Origin of the sequence: Paludisphaera soli (assembly GCF_011064595.1) — a bacterium.
GTDB classification, from domain to species: domain Bacteria; phylum Planctomycetota; class Planctomycetia; order Isosphaerales; family Isosphaeraceae; genus Paludisphaera; species Paludisphaera soli.
Genome location: NZ_JAALJI010000012.1, coordinates 94,595 through 112,334, shown reverse-complemented (window position 1 = coordinate 112,334; position 17,740 = coordinate 94,595). Strand labels below are relative to the sequence as shown.

The 17,740-nt window shown below is 70.8% G+C and carries 15 protein-coding genes; 6 read left to right on the top strand and 9 right to left on the bottom strand.

Annotated features, from left to right (window positions below; translation table 11 throughout):
- Window positions 1–82 precede the first annotated feature (82 nt).
- Genes G6O68_RS16555 through G6O68_RS16545 form a run of 3 tightly spaced genes read left to right on the top strand, consistent with a single transcriptional unit; the run spans window position 83 to window position 2,940 of the window.
- On the top strand, window positions 83–940 hold the full coding sequence (locus tag G6O68_RS16555) for an MlaE family ABC transporter permease (RefSeq protein ID WP_165249735.1): 858 nt from the start codon (window positions 83–85) through the stop codon (window positions 938–940).
- The gene (locus G6O68_RS16550) at window positions 937–1,788 is read left to right on the top strand and encodes an ABC transporter ATP-binding protein (RefSeq protein ID WP_165249734.1); all 852 of its coding nucleotides are present in this window, start codon (window positions 937–939) and stop codon (window positions 1,786–1,788) included. The genes G6O68_RS16555 and G6O68_RS16550 overlap by 4 nt, the downstream gene beginning before the upstream one ends.
- A gap of 45 nt (window positions 1,789–1,833) precedes the next feature.
- Window positions 1,834–2,940, top strand: a complete 1,107-nt coding sequence (locus G6O68_RS16545; protein WP_165249733.1) for an MlaD family protein — start codon at window positions 1,834–1,836, stop codon at window positions 2,938–2,940.
- On the opposite strand, the gene G6O68_RS16540 is transcribed toward G6O68_RS16545, so the two are convergent.
- The gene (locus G6O68_RS16540) at window positions 2,930–4,258 is read right to left on the bottom strand and encodes a BaiN/RdsA family NAD(P)/FAD-dependent oxidoreductase (protein WP_315852135.1); all 1,329 of its coding nucleotides are present in this window, start codon (window positions 4,256–4,258) and stop codon (window positions 2,930–2,932) included. The genes G6O68_RS16545 and G6O68_RS16540 overlap by 11 nt on opposite strands.
- A 667-nt stretch (window positions 4,259–4,925) precedes the next feature.
- Here G6O68_RS16540 and G6O68_RS16535 point away from each other — a divergent pair.
- Entirely contained in the window at window positions 4,926–6,617 is a 1,692-nt protein-coding gene (locus G6O68_RS16535) for an arylsulfatase (protein WP_206108115.1), read from the top strand.
- Between the two features lie 40 nt (window positions 6,618–6,657).
- On the opposite strand, the gene G6O68_RS16530 is transcribed toward G6O68_RS16535, so the two are convergent.
- The 6 genes from G6O68_RS16530 to csrA form a co-directional block, all read right to left on the bottom strand.
- The gene (locus G6O68_RS16530; RefSeq protein ID WP_165249731.1) at window positions 6,658–7,293 is read right to left on the bottom strand and encodes a hypothetical protein; all 636 of its coding nucleotides are present in this window, start codon (window positions 7,291–7,293) and stop codon (window positions 6,658–6,660) included.
- A 125-nt stretch (window positions 7,294–7,418) separates the two neighbouring features.
- Complete coding sequence (locus G6O68_RS16525; RefSeq protein ID WP_240911328.1) at window positions 7,419–8,642, bottom strand: alpha/beta hydrolase family protein; 1,224 nt, start codon at window positions 8,640–8,642, stop codon at window positions 7,419–7,421.
- 257 nt (window positions 8,643–8,899) lie between these two features.
- The gene (gene tsaE / locus G6O68_RS16520; RefSeq protein WP_165249730.1) at window positions 8,900–9,394 is read right to left on the bottom strand and encodes a tRNA (adenosine(37)-N6)-threonylcarbamoyltransferase complex ATPase subunit type 1 TsaE; all 495 of its coding nucleotides are present in this window, start codon (window positions 9,392–9,394) and stop codon (window positions 8,900–8,902) included.
- Window positions 9,391–10,344 (bottom strand): thiamine-phosphate kinase, encoded by a 954-nt coding sequence (gene thiL, locus G6O68_RS16515; protein WP_165249729.1) that lies wholly within the window; start codon window positions 10,342–10,344, stop codon window positions 9,391–9,393. Before thiL ends, tsaE begins: the two co-directional genes overlap by 4 nt.
- Window positions 10,337–11,503: a glycerate kinase family protein gene (locus G6O68_RS16510; RefSeq protein ID WP_165249728.1), complete on the bottom strand. Its 1,167-nt coding sequence runs from the start codon at window positions 11,501–11,503 to the stop codon at window positions 10,337–10,339. Before G6O68_RS16510 ends, thiL begins: the two co-directional genes overlap by 8 nt.
- Before the next feature lie 84 nt (window positions 11,504–11,587).
- Window positions 11,588–11,788 (bottom strand): carbon storage regulator CsrA, encoded by a 201-nt coding sequence (gene csrA / locus G6O68_RS16505; protein ID WP_165249727.1) that lies wholly within the window; start codon window positions 11,786–11,788, stop codon window positions 11,588–11,590.
- Between the two features lie 411 nt (window positions 11,789–12,199).
- On the opposite strand from csrA, the gene G6O68_RS16500 reads away from it, so the two are divergent.
- Together G6O68_RS16500 and argC are read left to right on the top strand one after the other, a co-directional pair.
- On the top strand, window positions 12,200–14,554 hold the full coding sequence (locus tag G6O68_RS16500; RefSeq protein ID WP_165249726.1) for a hypothetical protein: 2,355 nt from the start codon (window positions 12,200–12,202) through the stop codon (window positions 14,552–14,554).
- A 37-nt stretch (window positions 14,555–14,591) separates the two neighbouring features.
- Window positions 14,592–15,617 carry an N-acetyl-gamma-glutamyl-phosphate reductase gene (gene argC / locus G6O68_RS16495; protein ID WP_165249725.1) on the top strand — a complete coding sequence of 342 codons (1,026 nt, stop codon included), beginning with the start codon at window positions 14,592–14,594 and terminating at the stop codon, window positions 15,615–15,617.
- Between the two features lie 310 nt (window positions 15,618–15,927).
- On the opposite strand, the gene G6O68_RS16490 is transcribed toward argC, so the two are convergent.
- On the bottom strand, window positions 15,928–17,178 hold the full coding sequence (locus G6O68_RS16490) for a DUF4832 domain-containing protein (protein ID WP_240911327.1): 1,251 nt from the start codon (window positions 17,176–17,178) through the stop codon (window positions 15,928–15,930).
- 109 nt (window positions 17,179–17,287) lie between these two features.
- Window positions 17,288–17,722: a hypothetical protein gene (locus G6O68_RS16485; protein ID WP_165249724.1), complete on the bottom strand. Its 435-nt coding sequence runs from the start codon at window positions 17,720–17,722 to the stop codon at window positions 17,288–17,290.
- Window positions 17,723–17,740 lie beyond the last annotated feature (18 nt).

Sequence of the window (17,740 nt, the reverse complement as noted above, 5' to 3'; positions counted from 1 at the left end):
GGGGCGTCGGGGCCGAGACGCGGCCCGGGGCGGAGGGCCCCGGCCTGGGATGGGCCTGCGATTTCAGGGAAGGGATGCGGGCATGGCCGTGGCGACGCTCAATCCGGAAGCGGACGCTGACGAAGGCCCGGAAACGGCGGTCCACCGCCTGGGTCAGCACGTCTTCGACCGGGTGGCCGAGATCGGCGACGTGGGCCTGTTCTCGCTGAAGACCCTGGGCTGGATCTTCCGACGCCGACCGCGCTGGTCGGTCCTGGTGCCGATCTTCTACGCCATCGGCGTCCAGAGCGTCTCGGTCGTGGCGATCACCGGGACGTTCATCGGCATGGTCCTGGCGGTCCAGGCCTTTCACGAGTTCCAGATGATGGGCCTGGCGACCCGCCTGGGCTCGGTCATCAACATCTCCCTGGTGAAGGAGCTGGGCCCGGTGCTGGCCGCGACGATGCTCGCCGGCCGCGTGGGCTCGTCGATGGCGGCCGAGCTGGGGACCATGCGGGTCACCGAGCAGATCGACGCCCTCTCGGCTCTGGGGACGGACCCGATCTATTACCTGGCGGTCCCCAGGTTCATGGCCTGCCTGCTGCTCATCCCCCTGCTGACCCTGATGGCCGACTTCATGGGGGTCATCGGCGGGGCGGCCGTCTGCACCCAGGTCATGGGGGTGGATTCGTTCGCCTACTGGAAGCACTCGCGCGACTACGTGGAGGGGCTCGACATCCTGGCCGGGGTGCTCAAGAGCCTGTTCTTCGGGGCCGCGATCGCCCTGATCAGCTGCCATCGCGGGTTCAACTCCACGGCCGGCGCCGAGGGCGTGGGCAAGGCGGCGACCGAGGCGTTCGTGTTCTCGTTCATGGCGATCCTCTTCCTGGACTTCGTCCTCGGCCTGGCCTGGAACACGACCTACCGCGCGATCTGGCCTCAGGCCTCGGGGCTGCTATGAGCGATGCCGCGCCCACGGCGATCCAGGCGGACCCCCCCGCCGCGGAACTGATCGAATTCCAGGACGTCTCCATCCAGTTCCGCCACCAGAAGGTCCTGCGCGGGCTCAACCTGACGCTACGGCGGGGCGAGACCGTCTGCGTGATCGGCGAGAGCGGGTGCGGCAAGACGGTCCTCCTGAAGCTCATCATCGGCCTGCTCCACCCCACCAGCGGGCGGATCCTCTTCGACGGCCAGGACGTGACTCGGCTGGCCGGGCGCGACCTCGTGAAGCTCCGGCTCCGGTTCGGCTTCCTGTTCCAGATGGCCGCGCTGTTCGACAGCCTGAGCGTCTACGACAACGTGGCCTTCGGGCTGCGCGAGCACCACGTATGCGACGAGGATCGGGTCGCCGCCATCGTCGCCGAGAGGCTCCAGGACGTCGGCCTCCCCCAGGGCCTGGAGCACAAGAAGCCGGCCGAGCTCTCCGGCGGCCAGCGCAAGCGCGTGGGCCTCGCCCGGGCGCTGGCGCTCGACCCCGAGGTCATGCTCTACGACGAGCCGACCACGGGCCTCGACCCGATCATGACCGACGTCATCAACGAGCTGATCCTCCAGACCCAGCGGGGGGGCGACAAGACCGGCGTCGTCGTCACGCACGAGATGCGGACGGTGACCAAGGTGGCCGACCGGGTCGTGATGTTCTACCCGCTGGCTCGGATCGGCCGCGGCGAATCCCAGATGATCTACGACGGCCCGGCCGAGGGGCTGGAGGACGCCGCCGATCCCCGCGTCCGCCAGTTCGTCCGGGGCGAGGCCGGCGAGCGGCTCCGCGAGCTGGCGGCCCAGAATCGCGCGGCGAGCCCCTGACCCGGACGATGCGGCCGACCCCCGCGGGAAGAGAAGAGGGTGCTCATGAATGAACGCGTCATGCAGTTTCGGCTCGGCATGTTCGTCATCGTCGCCGGCCTGGTGCTGACGATGCTGATCGTCTGGTTCGGCGAGTCCCCGCAGATCCTCCGCGAGCGCGGGTTCATCAAGGTCCACTACGCCGAGGCCCCGGGCGTGCTCCAGGGCGTCGCCGTGCGCAAGAGCGGCATCCGCGTGGGCGAAGTCGTCGGCATCGACTTCGACGACCGGGCGAACCAGCCGGACGGCGTGCTCGTCACCCTCGCCCTGGAGAGCCAGTTCAAGCTTCGAAAGGGGTCGATCCCCCGGCTGACCAAGTCGCTCATCGGCGACGTCACCATCGACCTGCTCCCCGGCGTGGGCGAGGGCCCGATGGAGACCGGCCCGACCCCGGCCCAGGCCCCGATCGTCGAGGGTGAGGTGGCCGCCGACCCCTCCAAGGCCCTCGCCGCCGCCACCATCGCCTTCGAACGCGCCGGCGACACCCTCACCACGATCCAGGAAGCCGCCTCGGGGCTCGCCAAGATCTCCAAGAGCGCCGGCAAGCTCGACGAGTTCCTCGCAACCTGGGACGCCACCGGCAAGGACCTCTCGGCCGCCTCCACCAGCATCCGGGGCTTCGTCGACCAGAACGAGGCCGGGGTCAAGGCGGCCCTGGCGAACATCCAGCAGGCCTCCGACCGGCTCAACAGCACCCTCGACCCCGCCACCCAGGACGCCCTCAAGACCGGCGTCGCCAAGTTCTCCGCCGCCTCCGCCCGGCTGGACACGGCCCTCGCCGACGCCGCCCCGCTCATGAAGGACCTCGGCTCGCCGGTCGACCGCACGCCGGCCACCGACTTCGGCCAGACCGTGCGCCGGGTCAACCGCATCGCCTCCGACGTCGAGCTGCTCTCGAACACCCTCCGGAACAACCGAGGCGGCCTGAACACCAACGGCTCCATCCAACGATTGCTCACCCAGTCCGACCTCTACGACAACTTCAACGCCCTGGCCGCTTCGGCCAACCAGGCGCTCCAGCAGCTCAAGATCGCCCTGGCCTCGTTCCGCGAGTTCGCCGAGAAGGTCTCGCGCGACCCGGGGGCGATCTCGCGAGGGGCCCTCAGCCGCTGACGCCCGCCGCCGCCGACTCGCCGGCCAGCCAGCCGGTGCTCCAGGCGGCCTGGAAGTTGTAGCCGCCGATCAGGCCGTCCAGGTCCAGCACCTCGCCCGCCAGGTGGAAGCCCGGCGCCAGCCGGCTCTCCAGGGTCTTCGGATCCACCTCCTCCAGCGCGACGCCGCCGCTGCAGACCTCCGCCTTCTCGAACCCCAGCGTCCCCGCGATCGGCATCGCCAGGCCCTTGAGCGCCCCCACCAGCCGGATCCGCTCGGCCCGCGACAGGTCCGGGCCGATCCGCGACCGGGGGATCGCGCAGTGGTCCAGCACGCACTCCGCCAGGCGATGCGGCAGGTCGGCCGAGAGGATCGAGGCGACCGCCGCGCGGCCGCGACGCGTCGCCGCCTGGAGCCGCTGGTCCACCCCCTCGCGGGACTCGTCGGGCCGGAAGTCGATCCGAAGCTCCAGCCGATCGGCGTCCGCCCGTCGCGCCTCGGCCCGGCTCACGTCCAGGATTGCCGGGCCGCTGAGGCCTGTGTGCGTGAACAGGATCGCCTCCCGCCTTTGCGCCAGGGCCGGGCCCGAGGGCCCGTGGACCGACGCCACCACGTCCTGCAGGCTCAGCCCCCGGAGCGTCGGCACCCATTCCGGAACCACCTTCAACGGCACCAGGGCGGGGCGGACCTCGACGATCGTATGCCCCAGCGCCCGCGCGATCGCGTAGCCGTCCCCGGTGGTCCCGCATCCCGGGAACGACCTCCCGCCGACCGCCAGGATCACCCGACGGGCGCGGATCTCGCCTTCCGGCAGGCCGATCCGCCAGCCCTCGCTGTCGCGCTCCACCGACCGGGCCGGGCAGAGGAATCGGACCTCGGCCCCCGAGCGTCCGAGCCGACGCAGGAGAGCCTCCAGCACGTCGACCGAGCGGTCGGAGGCGGGGAAGATCTTGCCGTTGGCCTCGACCTTGACCGTCACTCCCTCGGCCTCGAACAGGCGCACCGTCTGGTCCACGTCGAACTTCCGCAGCGACGGCCCGAGAAACGCACCGTTGGCCCCGAAGGCGTCCTGGATCGCCCGGACGCCCCGGAGCAGCTTCGGGTCGAACCCCGGGTCGATCGGCCCCGAGACCGACTCCAGCCGCCGCAGCCCCCGGGCGTTGGTGATGTTGCAGCGGGTGCCGCCGGAGATCAGAATCTTGACTCCGGCCTTGCGGTTCTTCTCCAGCAGGGCCACCCGCGCCCCGCGCTCCGCCGCCCGCATCGCGGCCACCAGCCCGGCCGCCCCGGCGCCCAGGACCGCCACATCGTAAACGTCGGATTCGGGCGAGGTCGTCACGAGGGCCACCGTCGTTGAATTGAAGATTCGTACATCGCCACATTACCGTTCGGGGTCCCCGCCTTCCAAGCCGAGGTGCCCGGGGCCCCCCTCCAGGGAAGCCTCGCTCTTCGGGCCTCGGCGGCGGTCTGGGTGGTGACAACTGGCTTCGATTGGGTTCGTTCGCACGCGGGAATCGACGGGTTTTCAGGTCGCAAGGTACAATAGGATAATGTTTTACGTTCGGTCGAGTGGTTGGCTTCGTTCGGCGCGATTCGACGGTGCCGTTGCCACCTCGATCGGCCCGGCGGTCCGACTTCGATCGTCGCCGGCCGCCCCCTCCACCGCCGCCCCGGGATCGGCTTCGATTGGGTTCGTTCGCGCACAAGTTTTGAGGGCGGGGAGAGTCGCAAGTTGTTTTGGTTTAAGCATTTGAGATCTGAGTGAAAATTGGCTTCGTTCGGCGCGTATCGCCGAGGTTTCACGGCCGCCCGCACCGGATCCCTTGTCGTCGGAGGTCTGCATGTTGACGTCGCGTTTCTTGGACCCGAGAGGCGCATCGACCCACCTTCAGGATGGTTCGAGTCGCTCGATTCGCGACGCCGAATTCTGCTACCCTCGACCGATCGGGAGGCCCGGGACCGAGGCGGCCTCAAGTGGGGTGGAGGGGGGCGAGGGAGGCGTCGTCGTGCGACAAGCAGCATTTCGGATTCCCGCCCGGCTCGGGCTGGCGATCGGGCTCCTTCTCGCGTCGATCGCGGGAGAGGCGCGGGCGTCGGGGCTCCAGGCCGAGGGCCGTCGCCCGAACATCGTCGTCGTCATGCTCGACGACCTGGGCTTCAGCGACCTCGGCTGTTACGGCGGCGAGATCCAGACGCCCAACATTGACGGCCTGGCTGCGGACGGGCTGCGTTTCACCCGGTTCTACAATGCCTCGCGGTGCTGCCCGACTCGGGCGTCGCTCCTGACCGGGCTGTATCCCCACCAGGTGGGGCTGGCCCAGAACGGGAGGGACCTGGGCCGCGACGGCGCGACGATCGCCGAGCTACTGCGCGAGCACGGCTATCAGACCGCCATGGCCGGCAAGTGGCATCTCTCGGAGACGTCGCCGATCGACGGCAAGCCGGACGGTCTCCGGCAACTGGCCTGGCTCGACCACCAGGCGGACTTCGACCGGCCGTTCGCCGACGTCCGCAGCTACCCGATCAATCGGGGCTTCGACCGCCACTACGGGCCCATCTGGGGCGTGGTCGACTACTTCGACCCCTTCTCGCTGGTCGAGGGGACCGAGCCCGTCCGCGAGGTCCCCGACGACTTCTACCTGACGGACGCCATTACGGCGAAGTCCGTCGATTACATCCACACGATGTCACGCGAGGATCGGCCGTTCTTCCTCTACGTCGCCCACTGCGCCCCGCACTGGCCGCTGCACGCCCGCCCGGAGGACGTCGCCCGCTATCGCGACACCTACCGCGACGGCTGGCACGCTCTGCGCGCGTCCCGATATCGCCGGCAGGTCGCGATGGGCCTCATCGACCCGGTGACCCATCCGCTGCCCGAATTGGACGGGCGCGGGCCCGACTGGGACGCGCTCGACCACGCCGGCCGTGAGCACCAGGCCGCGCTCATGGCCGTGCACGCCGCGATGGTGGACCGGGTCGATCAGGGGGTCGGGGCGATCCTTCAGGCGCTCCGGGAGACGGGGCGTGAGCAGGATACGATCATCCTCGTGCTGGCCGACAACGGGGCCTCGCCCGAGCGCTACCTGGAGCGCGGGTTCGACCGCGCCTCGCGGACGCGCGAGGGGAAGCCGATCCGCTACGAGGCCCCGTTCCAACCCGGCTCGGAGGAGACCTGGGGTTACATCGGCTCGTGGTGGGCCAACGCGGCGAACACCCCGTTCCGCTACTGGAAGGCCGAGTCTTTCGACGGCGGCTGCCACACGCCCCTGATCGTGCGCTGGCCGAAGGGGCTGCAAGCGGCCCGCGGGGCGACCGCCGATCGCCTCGGCCACGTCATCGACGTCATGCCCACCTGCCTGGAGTTGGCGGGGGTGGACTATCCCGCGCGATACGACGGCCGCGTCCTCAAGCCTCTCGAAGGCGAGAGCCTCACGCCGACCCTCGCCGGCCGCCCGCGCCAGGACCGCCGGACCTTGTATTTCGAGCACGAAGGGGGCCGGGCCGTGATCGAAGACGGCTGGAAGGCCGTGGCCCAGGCTCGCGGGTACTGGCAGCTCTACCACGTCGCCGAGGACGCCGCCGAGACCCGCGATCGGGCCGCCGACGAGCCGGAACGCCTGGCGGAGCTGACGGCCGCCTGGCGATCCTGGGCCTCGCGGGTGGGGGCGCCGATCCCGGCTCGGGACGGCCAGCCCTGATCGCTTCGCCATTTCGCGGCCCGGCGTCAGGCCGGCGGGGTCAATCCATTATCCAGCCGCCGTGACCCATGCCCGGTGGGGTGGTCCCGTCGACGAAGGACCAGGTCCCGTCCTGGAAGACCTTGTATCGCTCGATTGAATGGTCGAGGAGGACGAGCTGCCCGCCGCCCGGCGGCCCCATCCGGGGCTGGATTCGCAGGGAGACGAGATGGCCGTTCTCGATGGGTTCGACGGCCAAAAGCTCGGCCGTCCAGTTCAAGGCCCCGAGATCCTCGGTCTTCATCCCGGACTCGTCCGTCTTTATCCAGGAGAAATGCCGGGCGCGGTGCTCGGGGATGACCCGGTTATCCGCGAGGGCCTCGCGAATCTGCTCGAACACGCACCTCTCCGCCGCCTTCATCCGACGGTTCCGGGTCCAGACCTCGAAGGCCGGGGGCGGCGTCGCCTCGTTCGGGATCACGATCTCGGGCACGTCCGGGGGGCCGTCGTTCCGGGGATGGCTGCGGGTCGGGGGGGCGGTCTGATTCGCGATCGGAGGAGGGGCTTCGACCCGGGCCGGAGGCTGATCGGCGACGGGTCGGTCCCGAGGCCGCTCCTCCGCGCGGGTCAGCAACAGCACATAGATCGACGCGATCGCGACGGAGGTCAGCCCGAGCCGCAGTCTGGACTTGTTCAACGGTCACCTCGCCTCATGCCGGTGGCGGCTCGTATCGGACGAACCCTCCCTCGCGTACCATGTCAGTCGTCCTGGTTCAGACGTCCGGGGCCGCGGCGGAGTTCCCGAAATCCGGCATCCCGGTCTCAAGGGCGAGGATCGCGTGAGGCCGCGAGGTGGCGGTCGAACCAGGCGAAGGCGTCGCGCTGCATGTCGAGGTCGAAGCGGTGGCCGCCGGGGTAGTAGCGGCAGTCGTAGGCTTCGGGGGCGCCCCCCTTGGCGAAGGTTTCGCGGAGGATCGCGTCGGCTCGTTGCATCTCCGGGAGCGTGTAAAGCTGGTCCTCGCTGCTGTTGAGGACCATCGTCGGCAGGGGCGCGCGGAGGGCGAGGATCTCGGGGAAGTCCAGGTCGCGCGGAAGGAGCGGGGCGTAGGCCATCCAGGTGTGGGTATACGACTTGTTGAGCAGGAAGTCCCGCCAGGTGGTCATGAAGCCAACCGCCACGGCGCACTTCACGCGGTCGTCCAGCCCGCCGAGGTAGACGGTCCGCATGCCGCCGCCGGAGAGCCCCGCGCAGCCGACGCGGTCCGGGTCGACTTCGGGCCGGGCGCAAAGTACGTCCAGCGCCCGCTGGTCCTCGACGACGTAGACGCCCGGCCAGGTCGTCCCCGCGCTGATCAGGCCTTTCTCCATCACGTCTTCATGGGCGCCGGCGAACTTGTTGTAGCGGGCCACGCCCTCGGCGTCGGTCGGCTCGGGATCGACGCCCCCCTCGCGGATCCGCTGGGGGACGTCGGCCGCGCGGACGCGGCGGCTGGCGAACGGGAAGGTGTCGTGGACGAGGACCGCGTAGCCGCGCTTCGCCAGCTCGTTCGCCCAGGCGACCCCGCCGTAATAGTGGTCCTGATGGTCGACGACGATCGGCCAGGGCTCGTCGCCGATCCGGGCGATCTTCCGCCAGCCCAGGAACTTGTTGCCGCCGTGGTCGTGGAGCGCGAGCACGGCGGGGAGCTTGCCCGTCGCCCCGGCCGGCTTCAGGAAGACGGACTCCGTGCGCGGCCCGCCGGGGAGCTGCCACGAGAGCCGCTCGATGTGCAGGCCGTCGAACTCGCGCGTCTCCTCGACGCGGACCTCTGGGACGCCCCCCTGGTCGACCGGCGCGAGGCACTCCCAGACCCGCTCGCGGCCGACCTTTCGCCACTCGTCGAGCGACTTCCACCGGCCCGTGCGGAACGAGAGCTTCGCAGGGCCGTCGCCCAGGACCTTGTCGGACAGCCAGGGCCCGTAGGCGCCCACGAGGCTGGGCTTGGCTTCTTCGGCTGGGGTGCCGTCCTCGGCGTGGGCCGTCATGGCGAGGGCCGCGAGGAACATGGACCACAAAGCCCTTCCCCCCTGGCGGGGGAAGGTGGCTCGAAGGGCCGGATGAGGGGGGGACGAGCGAGAAGGCCGCCGGGTTTCGAGGAGGTCTTTCCCGCGCCTCGGCCGCGCGGGTGGGGCTTCGAAGTTCGAGACTCCCTGCGTGCGTCCCCCCCTCATCCGGCCTTCTGCCACCTTCCCCCGCCGGGGGGGAAGGAATTCAGCGACGCGATGAAAGAGTGATCTTCGAGTACGCGACGGGCAGTTCGGCGTCATGGTGCTTCCTTCGGTGCGAGGGCCTCGGCGAGCCGGTTTCGGACGTCGGCGGGGGCGGCGATGCGGATCGTCCGCCGGGACTCGTCGACGGGTGCCATCGTGATCCACCAGGCGTCGGGGGGGAGCGAGTCGGGGACGCGGTCGGCCCACTCGACGAGGCAGACGCCGCCTGCGGCCCAGTAATCGGCCGCGCCCAGGTCTTCGAACGCCGCGGGCGAGGGGAGGCGGTAGACGTCGAAATGGTAGACCGGGATCACGCCTTCATATTCATGGATGAGCACGAAGGTCGGGCTGGCGATGGCGGTCGGGTCGACGCCGAGGGCCTCGGCGATCGCGCGGGAGAGCCGCGTCTTGCCCGCGCCGAGCGGCCCGACCAGGCCGACGACGACGTCGGGGGCGAGCAACGTCGCGATCGCGCGGCCGAGGGCCTCGGTCTCGGCCTCGCCCGCGACCTCGACCTGGAGGGCGTCTTCGAGCGGCTGCACGTTCATCGCGGAGACGGGCCTTTCATGTGGTCGAACCCCCGGCCCTCGATCGCCCACGTGCGGCCGTCGGCCCCTCGGAGCCGGAGGCCGGGCTCGGCGACGATCGCGCCGATGCGGCGGAGCCAGACCCCGTCGGGAGGGCGCGCCGCCAGGGCGTCGGCCGCGTCGGCGGGGACGGTGAAGCAAAGCTCGAAGTCCTCGCCGTCGTTCAGGGCGTGGTCGAGCGCGGGGACGCCGTCGGCGCGGGAGTGGTCGATCGCGTCGTCGTGGATCGGCACGGCCTCGGCGTCGAGCGCCGCGCCCAGGCCGCCGCTCTCCTCCAGGATGTGGCCCAGGTCGGACGAGAGTCCGTCCGAGAGGTCGATCATCGCGTGCAGGTCCGTCGCGGCCGATAGGGCGAGGGCCTCCGCCACCCGGGGCTCCGGCCGCAGGTGCCGGCCCCGGAAGAGGCTGCCGCCGAGCGGCCCGGTGACGAAGATCGCGTCGCCGACCCGGGCGTCGGAACGTTTCGCGACGCCGCGGGAGGTCGCGGCCCCCAGGAGGGTGACGGTGACGACGAGAGGCCCGTCCCAGGCGTTGGTGTCGCCGCCGATCAGCTGCACGCCGAAGCGGTCGGTCATCCGGCGGATCCCTTCGTGCAGGCCCTTCGCCACGTCGACCGCCGAGTCCCGGGGCAGGGCGACCGCGACGACCGCGAACCGGGGGACGCCGGCCATCGCCGCGACGTCGGAGAGGTTGACCCCCATCGCCTTCGCGCCAACCGCCTCGGGGCCGTCCTCCGCCAGTCGGAAGTGGCGGCCGTCCATCAGCATGTCGACCGTCACGAGGGCCGGCGCGCCTTCGAAGTCGACCATCGCGCAGTCGTCGCCGATGCCGAGCGTCGCGCCGGCGGCCGAGTTCCGGCGACGGATCCAGTCGATGAGGCCGAATTCGCCGATGACGGGATGTTCACTCATGAGCCCGATCTCCTCGCGAGCCGCGGCGGACCCCGGCGAGGAACCCGCGCACCGCCTGCTCGGCGGCCGAGGCGAGGAGTTCCGGCGCGCGGGCGAGGGACTCGTCGAGCGTCGCCGGCCCTCGGCCGATCGCGTAATAGGCGTCGATCCCCTCGGCCAGGCAGGCCTCGGCCCCTTCACCGAGCGAGCCGACGAGGGCGAAGGTGGGCACCCCCAGCGACCGTGCGAGCCGGGCGACCCCCACGGCGGTCTTGCCGAAGGCGCTCTGGGCGTCGAGCGAGCCCTCGCCGGTCAGGCAGAGGTCGGCCCCCCGGAGCTTGTTCTCCAGGCCGACGGCCGCGATCACGAGGTCGATCCCGGGTTGCAGGCGGCCCCCCGCGAACGCCAACAGCCCCCCGCCGAGGCCCCCCGCGGCCCCCGCGCCGGGGACGTCGGAAATCGCGACGCCGAGGTCGCGCTCGATCACCTGGGCCAGGTGCTCCAGATTGCGGTCGAGTTCCGCGACCATCTCGGGGGTGGCCCCTTTCTGCGGGCCGTAGACGGCCGAGGCACCCGTGGGGCCGTAGAGCGGGTTGGTCACGTCGCAGGCGACGGCGACCTCGACGCGCCCGAGCGCGCGCGGCTCGCCCGGCGGGACGATGCGGTCGAGGTCCACCAGCGCCCCGCCGCCCGGGCCGAGGTCGCGGCCCCGCGCGTCGAGCAGCCGGAACCCCAGCGCCTGCGCCATCCCCGCGCCGCCGTCGTTGGTCGCGCTGCCGCCGATGCCGACGATGAGGCGTCGGACGCCCGTGCGCGCGGCGGCCAGGATCAGCTCGCCGACGCCGCGCGTGGTGGTCCTTCGCGGGTCGCGGCGGTCCTCCGGGACGAGGGCCAGTCCGGCCGCGGCGGCCATCTCCACGACGGCCGTGCCACCGTCGCCGAGCAGCCCGAACCGCGCGGTGTGGGGGGACCCGAGGGGGCCGACGACGTGAGCTTCCTCGTAGCTCCCGCCGGTGGCCACGACCAGGGCGTCGACGACGCCCTCGCCGCCGTCGGCCATGGGGGCGGCGACGATCTCGGCGGAGGGGAGGGCTGCGCGGACGCCTCGCGCGAGGGCGTCGGCCGCCTGGGGGGCCGTCAGGCTCCCCTTGAACTTGTCGGGTGCGATCACGATGCGCATCGGTCGGCGTCCGGAGGGCCTGCGCGGGGCGATCATCCGCCCCGCGTCAGGCCGTCCAGTGTGGGCGCGCCGGGGAGGGGGTCGTCAAGCGCTCACCGCCTCCATCAAGCGGTCGGCGTCGCGCTCGGAGGGGAGCTCGAAGCAGATTTCCTGACGCTTGATCGAGACGCTCATCGGGGCCTCGATGCCGATGCGGACCTGATGCCCGTCGATCTTCGCGACGACGATGCGGATGTCCGGACCGATCTGGATCGCCTCGCCCAACTTCCTGCTCAGGACCAGCATGTGACTTCCTCCTTGTGTGATCGGGGATCCGTTATCGTTTCTCGGCGGAGCCGAGCGTCGCTCCGGGTTGGTCTCGCCTTCGATGCCGGGTAGTTAAAGCAGCTCGCATGCCAAGACCGACGGAAGGGGGACGAGGTTCGCCATGAGGCCCGAATTCGGCGGGAAACAGGGCTCGCGAGGGCCTCGAAGGTCGCGCGGGCCGTGACGGTCAAGGCGGATTCCTGTAAGATCGCCCGGGAAATTGCAAAAGTTACCTGCAGCGGGGGCCGACAAGGCGTGGACGAGACGATCCGATCGGGGAAGGCGGATGCGCCCCCGCGAGGCGTCGGGCCCCTGGTCGGGGGTCTCGCGGCCCTTGGCGTGGTCCTGGCGCTTCTCGTCTGGCTCCTGCCGTTCAGTTTGGGAACCGCGATGCCCATCGGGGGCGACGTCACCCAGTTCTTCCTGGGTTTGATGAGCTTCCTGGCCGAATCGATCGCCGCCCGTCGCCTCCCCGTCTGGAACGATCTCTGGGGATACGGCTTTCCCGGCGTGGGCGAGAGCCAGATGGGCGCGTTCTATCCCCCCCATCTCCTCCTTTATGGGCTGTTGAGCGTCGAGCGGGCCTACGTCGCGAGCCTCGTGCTGCATACGACGTGGGCCGGGTTGGGGGCTTACTGGTGCTCCCGGACGTTCGGCGCGGGGCGCATGGGGGCGGCGCTCGCGGGATTTGCGTACGCCGCTTCCGGTTTTTTCGTGATCCACATGCCCCACCCCTGGGGTTACACGACGGGGGCCTGGCTCCCCTGGGCCTGGGGCCTCGCATGGTCGCTCGCGAACCACGAAGGTCCCGGGACGGCCAGGCGGCTGTTCCTGCTGACGCTGGTCCTGGCGATCCAGGTGCTCCCGGGCCATTTCCAGATCGCCTTCATGACGCAGGGGACCATCGCGGTCCTGGCCGGCTGGATGGCTCTGGAGGCCCTGGTTCGCAGGCGTTCGGTCGCGGGTTTCCGTCGGCCGGGCCTTCTCGTGCTGGGGCTGGCGGTGGTGCTGCCGCTGGCGGCGATTCAGGTCTGGCCCACGGCGAGGCTGGCCGGGATGGCCGCCGATCGCCGCGACTTCGAGTACCTGTCGGGGTTCGCCGCGACGCCGCTCCACCTCGTCAGCCTGGTCGCGCCGAACCTGTTCCACCGATCGCCGCTCTGGCGGCCGCTGGTGTGGGATCCGTTCCATACCTCGCCCGAGGAATACCTGGCTTACGTCGGGACCGTCCCGCTGTTCCTGGCCTTGCTGGCGATCTTCCGCGAAGGCCGACGCGACCCGGCGGTGCGTTGCCTGTCGGTGCTGGGGGCTGTTTCGCTGATCCTCAGCCTGGGGCCGTACGTCCCGGGCTTCCGGGCGCTGATCGAGCTGCCGGGCTTCTCCTTCTTCCGGGCCCCCGCGCGTTGGGGACTGCCGATGACCCTGGCGCTGGCGCTCCTGGCGGGCCTGGGCGTCGACCGTTGGCGAGCCTGGGAGCGGCCGGCGCGGGGGCTCCTGATCCTCGCGGCGGCCGCCCTGCTCTGGATCGCGGCGGTCGTGGGGCTGCTCGAACTGGCCCTCTGGTCGACGTCCCCCTCGGGGAGCCGGGGCGCGGCCGAACTTTTCGAGGCCGCGTTCCGGGCCCGGCCGTGGCAGGGGGACCCGGACTTCCGGAGCGTCGTGAACCTGGCGCGGCGGCCGGTCGCCGGCCTCGGCTCCTTCGAAGCGAATCGGTTCGCGATCTACGCCGTCGAACTGGGCGAGGCGCTGGCGATCCTGTCCGCCGTGGCCTTGCTTGCGGGGCTGGCGACGATCCCTCGCCTGCGGCCGATCGTCCCTGCGGCGCTCGTCGCTCTGACCGGGGCCGACCTGATGCTCCTGGGGCGTCACCGGCTGGTCGACGTCGGCCCGCTCCGGCCGCTGGCCGAGCAGAGCCCGGTGCTGGCCAGGCTGGCGCAGGAGCCGCGCGGGACGCGCACGATCGACCCGCTGCGCAACCTGGCGATGGCCGCCGGGCTGGCCCCGGTGCAGGCGTACCGCACGCTCGACCTCCCGGCCCTGACGGCGCTCGGCGCGCTGGCGCGAACGCCCCTGGACGGCCCCGGCGGGGAGACGGCGTTGAGGGCGATGCGCGCGACCGGCGCCGGCCTGCGCGTGCTCGACCCGCTCGAAGCCGGCTCCCGGCCGCCGGGCGAGGTCGAGACGATCGCCGACCCGAACCTCGCGCGGTGGCTGCTCGGGCCGGACTGGAACCCGGATCGACGTCCGGCGGCCGACGCGTTCCGGATCGTCCGGCCGCCCGGCGACGCCCCGCGCGCTTGGCTGGCGGCCGGGGACGTGCCGGAGGAGTCGAACGGCGACCCCCGACCGGTGCTCGACCTCCTCGCCGCCGCCCGGCCGCTGCACGCGGTCGCACGGTCGCCGATCGGCTGGGAGATCCCGCTGGATGAAACGGTCCACCCCGGCATCGTGCTCGTCTCCGTCCTGTTCGACCCGCAGTGGCGGGCGACGGTCGTCGAGGAGGGGGGGGCGGAGACGCCCGCGAACATCCGGCCGGCGTTCCGGGTCGGGAAGGGGGGCGGGGCCTGGATGCGGGTCGCGGTCGATTCGCGGCCGGCGAAGGGGGCGGTGTTGCGGCTGACGTACGACGCGGCCGTCGTGCGGCAGGGGCTCTGGTTCTCGGCAGCTTGCTGGGCGGCCTGGTGCGCGGCGATACTGGAAGCGTCGCGGCGGGAGCGTCGAAGGGCCTTGACCGCGATGGGTTGAAGCGAAGGGAAGCGAAGCAGCGGAAGGGGATCGAGTCGTGGCGGAACCAGTCGGCGTGGCGGTGGTGGGGGCCTCGGGATACGCGGCCCGCGAGCTGATCCAGATCCTGTTGAAGCACCCCGACGTGCGGGTGACCGTGGCGACCTCGCGCCAGGACGAATCGCCCCGGCTCGACGCGATCCACCCTAGCCTGGCGAGGCGGATCGACCTGGCCTGCGAGCCGTTCGACGCCGACCGCGTGGCCGAACGCGCGCAGTACGCCTTCCTGGCCCTGCCGCACACGGCCAGCATGGCGGTCACGCCGTCGCTCCGCGATCGTGGCGTGAAGGTCGTCGACCTCAGCGCGGACTATCGGCTGAGCGACGCGCAGGTCTACGAGGATTGGTACGGCCACGCCCACACCGATCCCGAGGGCCTGCAAGCCGCCGTCTACGGATTGCCGGAGCTGTTTCGCGAACAGATCCCGGCGGCCTCCCTGATCGCCAACCCCGGCTGCTACACCTCGGCGAGCATCCTGGGCCTCGCCCCCCTGATCGCCGAGGGGCTGATCGAGCGCACGGGGGTGATCATCGACGCCAAGAGCGGGGTCTCGGGCGCGGGGCGGTCCCCCAAGCTCGGGACGCACTTCCCCGAGTGCAACGAGAGCCTCTCGGCCTACAACGTCGGCCGGCACCGCCACACGCCCGAGATCGACCAGATCCTCACCACGGCCGGCGGCGGCGGCGAACCCGTCGAGGTCATCTTCACGCCCCACCTCGTGCCGATGGACCGCGGCATCTTCGCCACGATCTACGCGAGGCCGGTCGGCACTCCCGTCGAGCACGACCTGCTGGAACTCTACCGGTCGTTCTACGCCGACAGCCCGTTCGTCCGCGCGATCAACCACCTGCCGGCGACCAAGGACTCGGCCTACACCAACTTCTGCGACATCACCGTCCGCGTCGTCCGGGGCCGGATCGTCGTCCTCGCCTGCCTGGACAACCTCATCAAGGGCGCCGCCGGCGTCGCCGTCCAGAACCTCAACCTGATGCTCGGCGCGCCGGAGACCACGGCGCTGTTCTGACGGGGGTGGCGGGCCTCCGGGAGCCTTCTCCCTGGCAGTGCCCTTTCAAGAACCACAGGCCGTCGGCGGCGAAGGTCCTTCCCCCCTGGCAGGGGAAGCTGGCCCGAAGGGCCGGATGAGGGGGGGACGAGCGACAAGGCCGTCGGAGGTCCGTCAAGTCTTCCCGAGACCGACGGCCATGCGGACGGGGCGGTGAAAGGCCAATCGCCCCGCGCGCGTCACCCCCTCATCTGACCGCTGCGCGGTCTGTCTTCCCCCGCGAGGGGGGAAGACCGTCGTCGAGTCGGACGACGCCTTCTGCGTCAGTCCCTCATGGCAGATCGGCGTCGAACTCGATGCGCTGCCCGGGGACCAGCCGGTCGGACTCGATGGTCAGCGTCGGAGCCGGGCCGCCGGCCGCGATCGGGAACGTCCGCGACTCGACCGGCAGCAGGCCCTTGAGCGACTCCTTCGACCGCACCCCGTTCACGGCGGGGAACGCGTCGTGGTAGATCGGCGCGATGCCGACGTTCTCGATCGCGACCTCGGAGCGACTCTCCGAGGCGTCGAACCGCGTGACACGGAAGCGGTAGCCGCAGGCCTGCCCGGCCTCGCGGATGCGGTCGGGCTTCTGGTGGCGGGGCTGGGCGTCGCCGATCATGAAGGTGATGTGGAACTTCGCGGCGTGACGCTCGAAGGGGACGCCGTGCGGCCCTTGGGGGGCCAGGGCGAGCTTCTGGTCCTTCGGCTCGTAGAAGCTGAATTCGCCGCCGGTCGGGGCGACCTTCCAGCGGTCGCGGCCGAGGGCGTCCCAGTTGGGCTCGTTGACCTTGGCGTGGTCGGCGTGGTTGAACGAGTCGTCGAACAGGCCGAAGGGGAGGGCCAGGAGCTTCGGGTCGTCCGCGAATGGGGCCCAGTCGGAGGCCGCGTCGACCGAGATCATCCAGGGCGTCTCGTGGAACCGCGCGGCCATCCGCTCGGCGAACTCGCGCTGGTATTCGAGGGAGGGGAACGTCTTCCCCAGCTCCATCGGCCCGTCGTAGATGTGGTACTCGGACCAGAGGCCGAAGCCGACTTCCAGGAACGCCAGGCGTGGGTCGCGGTCGTACTTCGCGGCGAAGCGGTCGAAGAAGTCCAGGACGAACCGCCGCAGCTCCGGATGCGAGTAGTCGGGGAACCCGGTTGGCTTCTTCTCGCTCGGGGCCACGACCTCCTTGTAGTCCGGAAGCGACCGGATGGAATCGGGCACCCCCGAGGGCTGGCCGACGTACGTGTCGTGCCAGCGGAGCACGGCCTGGTGCTTACGGCCGGCGACCTCGTCCAGGAACTTCTCGACGGGCGACCAGTCGTACTCCCCCTTCGCGTCGACGACCTCGCGGTAGGAGAAGTAGCGGAATTCGAGCTGGATCGGCGCGGTGCGGACGGCCGCGTTGGTCGACCAGAGGACGATGCCGGTCATCGGCTGGACGTTCTCGACCTTCGCCTTGAGCGGGACGGGGCGGAGTTCGTCGGCCGACGCTCTCGTCGAGACCAGTCCCAGGGCGAGTCCCAGAATCACCGGCAGGAAGCTGTGATCTCGCACGATGGTCCTCGTCTCCGGAGCCTCGCGCCCGACGACGGACCCGAGGTGTGCAGCCTGGATTTGGGTGAAAATGCGATCATGTTTACATAATCAATAAATCTTGCGTGTTTCAGCCTCGCCTGCGAAGGTCGCTCGATTCCACTCCCATGCCGAGAGCGTCGCAGGTCCGCCGCAACGGCCCCTCGTCGATGAAGCCCTCGGCGTGGAAGCGGACCAGGGCCCGATAGAAGGCGTCGCGGAGTCGACCCCTCGCCTCGGCCAGCTCCCGACTCGGGACGCGCCTCGGCCCGGCGGGCTTGCCCGTGAGGCCGGGTTCGTCGAGGCGGAACTCCAGCGTGCCGTGATCGGCGACGTATCCATCGTGCGCCGCCTTCATCCGCTCGAACCGCGGGCCGTAGCCGTCGATCACGCCGAGGACGTGCCGCACTTCCCCCGTCCAGAAATCGAGGTTCGCGGCGTGTCCGACCAGTTGATGCCGGTTCAGGGTGACGATCTTCGCGAGCTGATCGGTCAGGATCCGGGCGATCTCGATGGAATAGGCCATGCGTCCTCCCCGCGGGAC

What these genes read in the sequence shown, in the direction of transcription:
- tsaE (WP_165249730.1), bottom strand. Translation starts at nt 9,394, where the DNA reads ATGAACGTGCAGCCGCTCGAAGACGCCCTCCAGGTCGAGGTCGCGGGC.
- G6O68_RS16555 (WP_165249735.1), top strand. Translation starts at nt 83, where the DNA reads ATGGCCGTGGCGACGCTCAATCCGGAAGCGGACGCTGACGAAGGCCCG.
- G6O68_RS16525 (WP_240911328.1), bottom strand. Translation starts at nt 8,642, where the DNA reads ATGTTCCTCGCGGCCCTCGCCATGACGGCCCACGCCGAGGACGGCACC.
- thiL (WP_165249729.1), bottom strand. Translation starts at nt 10,344, where the DNA reads ATGAGTGAACATCCCGTCATCGGCGAATTCGGCCTCATCGACTGGATC.
- G6O68_RS16500 (WP_165249726.1), top strand. Translation starts at nt 12,200, where the DNA reads ATGCCCATCGGGGGCGACGTCACCCAGTTCTTCCTGGGTTTGATGAGC.
- G6O68_RS16485 (WP_165249724.1), bottom strand. Translation starts at nt 17,722, where the DNA reads ATGGCCTATTCCATCGAGATCGCCCGGATCCTGACCGATCAGCTCGCG.
- G6O68_RS16550 (WP_165249734.1), top strand. Translation starts at nt 937, where the DNA reads ATGAGCGATGCCGCGCCCACGGCGATCCAGGCGGACCCCCCCGCCGCG.
- csrA (WP_165249727.1), bottom strand. Translation starts at nt 11,788, where the DNA reads ATGCTGGTCCTGAGCAGGAAGTTGGGCGAGGCGATCCAGATCGGTCCG.
- G6O68_RS16510 (WP_165249728.1), bottom strand. Translation starts at nt 11,503, where the DNA reads ATGCGCATCGTGATCGCACCCGACAAGTTCAAGGGGAGCCTGACGGCC.
- G6O68_RS16545 (WP_165249733.1), top strand. Translation starts at nt 1,834, where the DNA reads ATGAATGAACGCGTCATGCAGTTTCGGCTCGGCATGTTCGTCATCGTC.